The sequence below is a fragment of the Pseudomonas sp. 21615526 genome (assembly GCF_013386245.1).
Taxonomy (GTDB): domain Bacteria; phylum Pseudomonadota; class Gammaproteobacteria; order Pseudomonadales; family Pseudomonadaceae; genus Aquipseudomonas.
Genome location: NZ_JACAOM010000084.1, coordinates 70,737 through 77,763, shown reverse-complemented (window position 1 = coordinate 77,763; position 7,027 = coordinate 70,737). Strand labels below are relative to the sequence as shown.

Annotated in this window: 5 protein-coding genes; 3 read left to right on the top strand and 2 right to left on the bottom strand. The window is 61.2% G+C overall.

The window, feature by feature from the left end:
- Positions 1-112: 112 nt before the first annotated feature.
- On the bottom strand, positions 113-1,396 hold the full coding sequence (gene hisD, locus HX786_RS23760; protein ID WP_008431521.1) for a histidinol dehydrogenase: 1,284 nt from the start codon (positions 1,394-1,396) through the stop codon (positions 113-115).
- Positions 1,397-1,684: 288 nt separating this feature from the next.
- On the opposite strand from hisD, the gene HX786_RS23755 reads away from it, so the two are divergent.
- Genes HX786_RS23755 through HX786_RS23745 form a run of 3 tightly spaced genes read left to right on the top strand, consistent with a single transcriptional unit; the run spans position 1,685 to position 5,816 of the window.
- Complete coding sequence (locus HX786_RS23755; protein ID WP_178912665.1) at positions 1,685-2,404, top strand: ThuA domain-containing protein; 720 nt, start codon at positions 1,685-1,687, stop codon at positions 2,402-2,404.
- Positions 2,401-4,188 (top strand): thiamine pyrophosphate-binding protein, encoded by a 1,788-nt coding sequence (locus HX786_RS23750; protein ID WP_102369429.1) that lies wholly within the window; start codon positions 2,401-2,403, stop codon positions 4,186-4,188. The genes HX786_RS23755 and HX786_RS23750 overlap by 4 nt, the downstream gene beginning before the upstream one ends.
- Positions 4,189-4,205: 17 nt before the next feature.
- Positions 4,206-5,816, top strand: a complete 1,611-nt coding sequence (locus HX786_RS23745) for a GMC oxidoreductase (RefSeq protein WP_102369430.1) — start codon at positions 4,206-4,208, stop codon at positions 5,814-5,816.
- Positions 5,817-5,924: 108 nt separating this feature from the next.
- Here HX786_RS23745 and HX786_RS23740 read toward each other — a convergent pair whose 3' ends face one another.
- Complete coding sequence (locus HX786_RS23740; RefSeq protein ID WP_008431528.1) at positions 5,925-7,022, bottom strand: LacI family DNA-binding transcriptional regulator; 1,098 nt, start codon at positions 7,020-7,022, stop codon at positions 5,925-5,927.
- Between the last annotated feature and the right edge of the window lie 5 nt (positions 7,023-7,027).

The window sequence follows — 7,027 nt, the reverse complement described above, 5'->3', positions numbered from 1 at the left end:
GGTGCCGAGTGGTGGGGCAAGAGCGTTTTGCTTACTTTTGCGCTCTTCAAAAGTGAGCCGCTGTAAGAGCGGAACCAATAGAGGCCGTTACCCAAACAACGGATATGTACCCTCAACCGTGCTTCTTGTAACGACGAATCCGAATATCCGCCTGCTCCTTGTGCCCCGCAAACCCTTCCATCCCGCAAAGCCGCGAGCAGTATTCCCCTACCAACACCGAAGCCTCATCCGTCAGCACCCGCTGGTACGTGCACGTCTTGATGAACTTGCCGACCCACAGCCCGCCGGTGTACCGCGCAGTCCCGGTGGTAGGCAATGTGTGGTTAGTCCCAATCACCTTGTCGCCATAGGAAACGTTGGTGCGCTCACCAAGGAACAACGCGCCGTAATTGGTCATGTGCTCCAGGAAATACAACGGATCGCGGGTCATCACCTGCACGTGCTCGGAGGCGATGCGATCGGCTTCCTGCACCAGCTCGTCGACGCTGTCGCACAGGATGATTTCGCCATAGTCGCGCCAGGCGACAGAAGCAACCGGTGCGGTGGACAGGATCGCCAACTGCCGCTCGATCTCCGCCGGCAGGGTTTGCGCCAACTCCGCACTGTTCGTCAAAAACACCGCAGGCGAATTAACCCCATGCTCCGCCTGCCCCAACAAATCGGCAGCGATGATTTCAACATCGCTGCTGTCATCAGCAATCACCAGTGTCTCTGTAGGCCCGGCAATCAAGTCGATACCAATCTTGCCGAACAACTGACGCTTGGCCTCGGCCACATACGCATTACCCGGCCCAACGATCATATCCACCGGCTTGAACGTATCGGTGCCCAACGCAAACGCAGCAATCGCCTGCACCCCGCCCACGCAATAGATCTCATCGGCACCCGCCAAATACATCGCCGTCACAATGGCCGGATGAGGCTTGCCATCAAACGGCGGCGCGGCCGCAACAACGCGCTTCACCCCGGCCACCTTGGCCGTCAGCACGCTCATATGCGCCGACGCCAGCAACGGGTACTTGCCGCCCGGAATGTAGCAAGCCACCGAGTTCACCGGAATATTGCGATGCCCAAGGATCACGCCAGGCAAGGTCTCGACTTCCACATCGTGCATCGAGGCTTTTTGCACCTCGGCGAAGCGCCGGACCTGGGCCTGGGCAAAGGTGATATCGCCGATTTCCTGCTCGGACAGGCTCGCCACGCAGGCGGCAATTTCTTCGTCGCTCAGCCGGAAAGATACAGGCGACCACTGATCAAACTGCTTCGAGTATTCACGTACGGCCGCATCGCCGTTACGGGCGACGTTGGCGATGATGCGCTCAACGGTATCGCGGACTTGGGCGGCAATCTCGGCTTGGGCTTCGACCGGTTTAGGCGTTTTCAGGTAACGAATCATCAGTGGCTCCAGGTGGTTCTTGAGGGCACGCGACATGCCCCCGGCATTGGCAACCATCTTTTCCTACCCCCCTGCCCCGGGCAATTTCGCAGCCTCCCTATTGGTGACGCAACCTGACGCAACACAGACGCAGTGTTGAAGCACTGCGGCGGGCTGCTGACGTTATTCGTATAACCCCCGATGAAAAACATGCAAGCCCCATTGACTTAGGGATTCGGAGTGATAGGTTAAATAAGCGGTTATACGTATAACCTAACAATCACACCCAACGTAAAGAGGTGATCAACCGTGAGTCGAGTCTTGTATCTATTCGGTGGCTGGCCCGGCCATTTCCCCTACGAAATTGCGGCATGGGCGCGCACCGTTTTCCAGGAACTGGATTTCGAGGTCGAAGAGTCCACCGACATCTTCACACTGGACAGGGACTTGACCGGTTATGACCTGATCGTGATCGGCTGGAACAACGCCGTCACTACCGAGACGCTCACCGTGTCCCAGGAAAACCGCCTGCTGGAAGCGATCGAAAGCGGCACCGGCCTGGTGGGTTGGCACGGCGCAGGCGCGGCGTTTCGCGCCAGCCTCAAATATCACTGGGTGCTCGGCGGCTCATTCCTCGAACACCCGATGGGCGAAGGCTTTCCCCACCCGTACCAGGTCAACGTCATCGACCACAGCCACGAGGTGACCCAGGGCGTCGAGGATTTCGAGGTACGGTCCGAGCAGTACTACATGCAGGTCGACCCGAACATTCATGTGCTGGCTGAAACCACCTTCGACGGCAACCCCTTCCCCTGGCTCAACGGCCATCGCAGCCCGGTGGCCTGGGTGCGCCAGTGGGGCCAGGGGCGGGTGTTCTATCACTCCATCGGGCACGACACCAGCAACCTCGCCGACCCGAATATCCGCCGCCTGACCAAGCAAGGCCTGAACTGGGCGACACGCGGGCGTGCAGCCAGTACCGCCGAGGCAACCCCCTCCGTTTCATCAACCCAAGGAGTCCTGTCATGACTAAATTGACCGGCAGCCAGATCGTGGCTCAAACCCTGAAAAACTATGGCGTCGAATACGTCGCCGGTATTCCCGGCCACGGTATCTGGACCCTGACCGACGCCTTCCTCGAAGAAGACTCCAAGCTCAAGTTCATCCAGGTGTTCCATGAGCAGAGCGCGGTGCACCTCGCCGACGGTTACTACCGGGTGAGCGGCAAGCCGATGGCGGCAGTGACGTCCATCGGTGCCGGCGCCGCCAACACGGTGATCGGCATGGCCACCGCGTTTACCGACTCCACCAGCCTGATGCTGATCACCGGCGGGCCACCCACCCACATGCGTGGCCATGGCTTGCTGCAGGAGCTGGAGCGCTACACCGACAACGACTTCCCGAAAATCGCCGAGGCCGTGACCAAGCGTCATTGGGTGGCGACCCGTGTTGAAGAGTTGCCGTTCATGATGCACCGCGCCTGGAGCGCAATGGTCACCGGACGCCCCGGGCCGGTGCACCTGGAAATCCCGATGGATGTGCAGGCCGAGGCCGCTGAAGTGACCCTGCATGCCCTCGAAGAGCGCACCCCGATCGGCAAATGCTTCCCGGACCCGGCAGCCACCGCACGCGCAGTGGAAGAGCTGAAACTGAGCAAGCGCCCGGTGCTGGTGATCGGCGGCGGCGTGATTACCGGCGAAGCCAGCGCGCAATTGTTCGCCCTGGCCGAAGCCTGGAAGATCCCGGTGGTCACCACCTGGAACGGCAAGAGCGGCTTCCCGGAAGATCACCCGTTGTTCGCCGGCAGTGTCGGCCAGACCGGCACCCTGTGCGGCAATAAAGTCGCGTCCACCGCAGACGTGATCATCGCCGTGGGCTGCCGTTTCACCGACTGGTCGTCGTCCAGCTACGCCAAGGGCGTGACCTTCGCGATCCCGCCGTCGAAGCTGATCCACATCGACATCGACCCGCATGAAATCGGCAAGAACTACCCGGTGACCGTGGGCATTTGTGCCGACGCCAAATATGCCCTCGCCGCCATTGTCGAAAGCCTGAAAGGCGAGACGGTTGAGCGCGAAGAGTACCTGAGCGACCTGCGCGGTTATCAGGAAGAATGGGAAACCAAACTGGCGGGCCGTCGTGACTCCGATCGCTTTCCGTTCACCTCGCAACGCCCCCTCGGCGCGCTGCGCAAAGTGTTCCCGCGGGACACCATCGTGGTGGTTGGCTCGGGCAACACCCAGGGCGCGGTCAAGCAGACCTTCCCGGTCTATACGCCACGTACCCACCTGACCTCCGGCGGCTTCTCGTCCATGGGCTGGGCCGTACCTGCGGCCATCGGTGCGAAGCTGGCGGCGCCTGACCAGCCGGTGGTGTGCATCCTCGGGGATGGCGATTTCCTGATGACCTCCCAGGAAATTGCGATCTGCGTGACCAACAATATCCCTGTGGTGTTCCTGATCCAGAACAACGCCGGCTACATGTCGATTCGCGGTGGCCAGCGCAAGCAGACCAGCCGCCATATCGGCACTGAGTTCAACCACCCGGACGGCACGCCCTACAGCCCGGACTTCAAGGCGGTGGGCGAAGCCTTCGGCCTCAAATCCTACCGTGTGGAGCGCCCGGAAGACCTTGAGCCTATCCTGCAGGAAGCGCTGGATTTGAATGTGCCGGTGCTGATCGAAGTACCCACCGACCGCGATGCGGCTGGCCCTTGGGTGCCCGGCTGGTGGGACTTCCCGATTCCGGAATACATCACCGACGAACGCCAGGATGAGTACTGGCAAATCCGTAATTCCGAACAACACCTGTAAATGCCGGAGCGGCTCACATGAGTGATGCATTGATTTCGCATCATGCAGAGCTGAATCCACAACCGGGGGCGCCGCGCGAACCGCGCGCCCTCGACGTGGTGACACCTGATGCAGATGGCACGATCAACTGTGACGTGGTGATTATCGGCTCGGGCATGGGCGGTTCGACCTTCGCCCATGCCCTGCGTGACAGCGGGCTGGATATTGTGATCGTCGAACGAGGGGATTTCCTGCCCCGGGAAATCCAGAACTGGAGCGCTGAAGCGGTGTTCGGCCAAGGACGCTATCGCAATGCCGAACCATGGCTGGACCAGGCCAACCAAGCATTTTCGCCGGGGGTGTTTTATTACGTCGGCGGCAACACCAAATTCTACGGCGCCATGCTGCCACGGTTTCGCGAGGCGGACTTTGGCGAGATCCAGCATGCCGAGGGCGTGTCGCCTGCGTGGCCCGTCAGCTACGCCGAGTTTGAACCCTGGTACGCCGAAGCGGAAAAGCTATACCGCGTGCATGGCCAGGCCGGCATTGACCCCAGCGAACCCTGGCGTTCAGGACCCTTCCCGCAACCGGCACTCAAGCACGACCCGGCCCTCGTTGCGCTGGAACAAAGCATGCAGCGTGCCGGACTCAAGCCGTTCGTGATGCCGGCGGCGGTGGACTATGGCGATGGCGGCGATTGCGTATTGTGCTCAACCTGCGATGGCTATCCGTGCCTGGTGGAGGCCAAGGCCGACGCCGAAGTTTCTGCGCTCAGGCCCGCCCTGCGCAGTGGCAGCATTCGGCTGATGACTCGCACCACGATCCGGCAGCTGAACACCGATAACGATGGCAAAACCGTGACTCAAGCGCGGGGTCTGTTCGATGGACGCGAGGTGACACTGCGTGCCAAACGCTTCGTGCTGGCGTGCGGCGCAGTCAACAGTGCGGCATTGCTGTTCAAGTCTGCGAACGCTCAACATCCTCATGGCCTGGGCAATAGCTCTGGGCAGTTGGGGCGTAACTACATGGTGCACAACAGCACCTTCATGCTGGCGGTGGACCCGCGACGCAAGAACAACGTGACCTTCCAGAAAACCCTGGCCATCAACGACTGGTACAGCGCCAGCCCGCACAACGCATTCCCCTTGGGTAACGTGCAGATGCTGGGGAAAATCCGCGAGCCGATGATCAGTGCCATGCGGCCCTGGCTGCCGAAATTCGCTTCACGCTATATCACTGACCACAGCGTAGACCTGTACCTGACCTCGGAAGATCTGCCGACCCAGGACAACCGCGTCACCTACGACACGCAGCGCGGCGCGATCAAGGTTCACTGGACGCCGAACAACCTCAAGGCCCATGAAGGACTGGTGAGCAAGGCCACCCAAACCATGCGTGATGCAGGGTATCCGCTGATCCTCAAGGCGCGCATGGGCATCGCGACGAACTCCCACCAGTGCGGCACTGCCGTGATGGGCAAGGACCCAACCACCAGCGTGCTGGACCTGAACTGCAAGCTGCATGACCTGGAGAATGTATGGGTGGTGGACAGCTCGTTCTTCCCGTCGTCGGCGGCGGTTAATCCGGCACTGACCATCGCGGCGAATGCCCTCAGAGTAGCGGCACACTTCAAGGGGCAGCCCGGGTAAAGGTGGAAGCTGGCTTGCCTGCGATGCAGTCGACACGGTCTGTCAGTGGTATTGAGTCGATGCCATCGCAGGCAAGCCAGCTCCTACAGCGATCCCTTAACAACGGGATCAGGCGTCTGCCTGCTGGATACTGCGGGTCGAGGTACGCACCACCAGCTTGGTGGCGAAAATCTTTTGCTCGGGCGCCAGCGGCGCATCAGCCGGGGCATTCAATTGCTCGGTCAGCATGCGTGCGGCGTACACGCCCTTCTCCACCATGGGTTGGGCAATGGTGGTCAACCCGAGCTGCACCGCCTCGGGAATATCGTCGAAGCCGATCACCGAAAGCGTCTGCGGCACTTGGCGACTGAGGGCGTGGGCGGTTTTCATGCAGGCAATCGCCATCACATCCGAGCACGCCACCACTGCCGTGACGTCGTTGGAGGTCAGCAATGTGAACGCTGCGGCCTGGCCGGACGTGGAATCCAGCCCACCGGCCTCGATCACGCTCAGGTCTTCAAACGCCAGGCCCGCGGCGGTGGCCGCCTCCACGTAACCGGTGAGGCGTTCGCGGACAATCCGCTCACTGGCACTTTTGAAGCGCTGCAGGTCAATCGGGCCGCGGTAACCATCCGGGTTGAGGCGGTCAATGATGACGCCGATCTTGCGGTGGCCCAGGTCCAGCAGATGCTGCATTTGCGTGCGAGCCGCACCGCGATCGTCGATGCCGACAAAAAACGAATTCTCGACCAGCGGCGAGTCGATCACCACGAACGGAATACTGTGCTTCACCACCGCCAGCACCGCCGGGTGATCATCGGGCAGGGTCGAGATAATCAGGCCATCCACCAGCCCGCGCAGGGCCAGGCTGCCGTGGCTCGCCGCCGGGCCCCGGCCCACCAGGCGGTTGTTGTTGAGCGGAAACAGTGTCAGTGCGACATTTTCCAACTCGCCCACTTCACTGATGCCGCGCAGCATGGCGATGGTGCACGGGTCGGCAAAGGCCAGGGACAACTTGTCCATCATCATCAACCCGATGGCGCCGATCTTGCCCGAGCGCAGGCTGCGGCCCAGCACATTGGGGCCCGGGTAGCCCAATGAAGCGGCCACCTCGAGGATATGCTCGCGCTGGGCCGGGGACAGTTTGGAAGGTCGGTTGTAGGCGTAAGACACCGCAGGCTGGGACACCCCTGCCGCCAGTGCTACGTCTTTCATTGAAACGGCCATCGCTT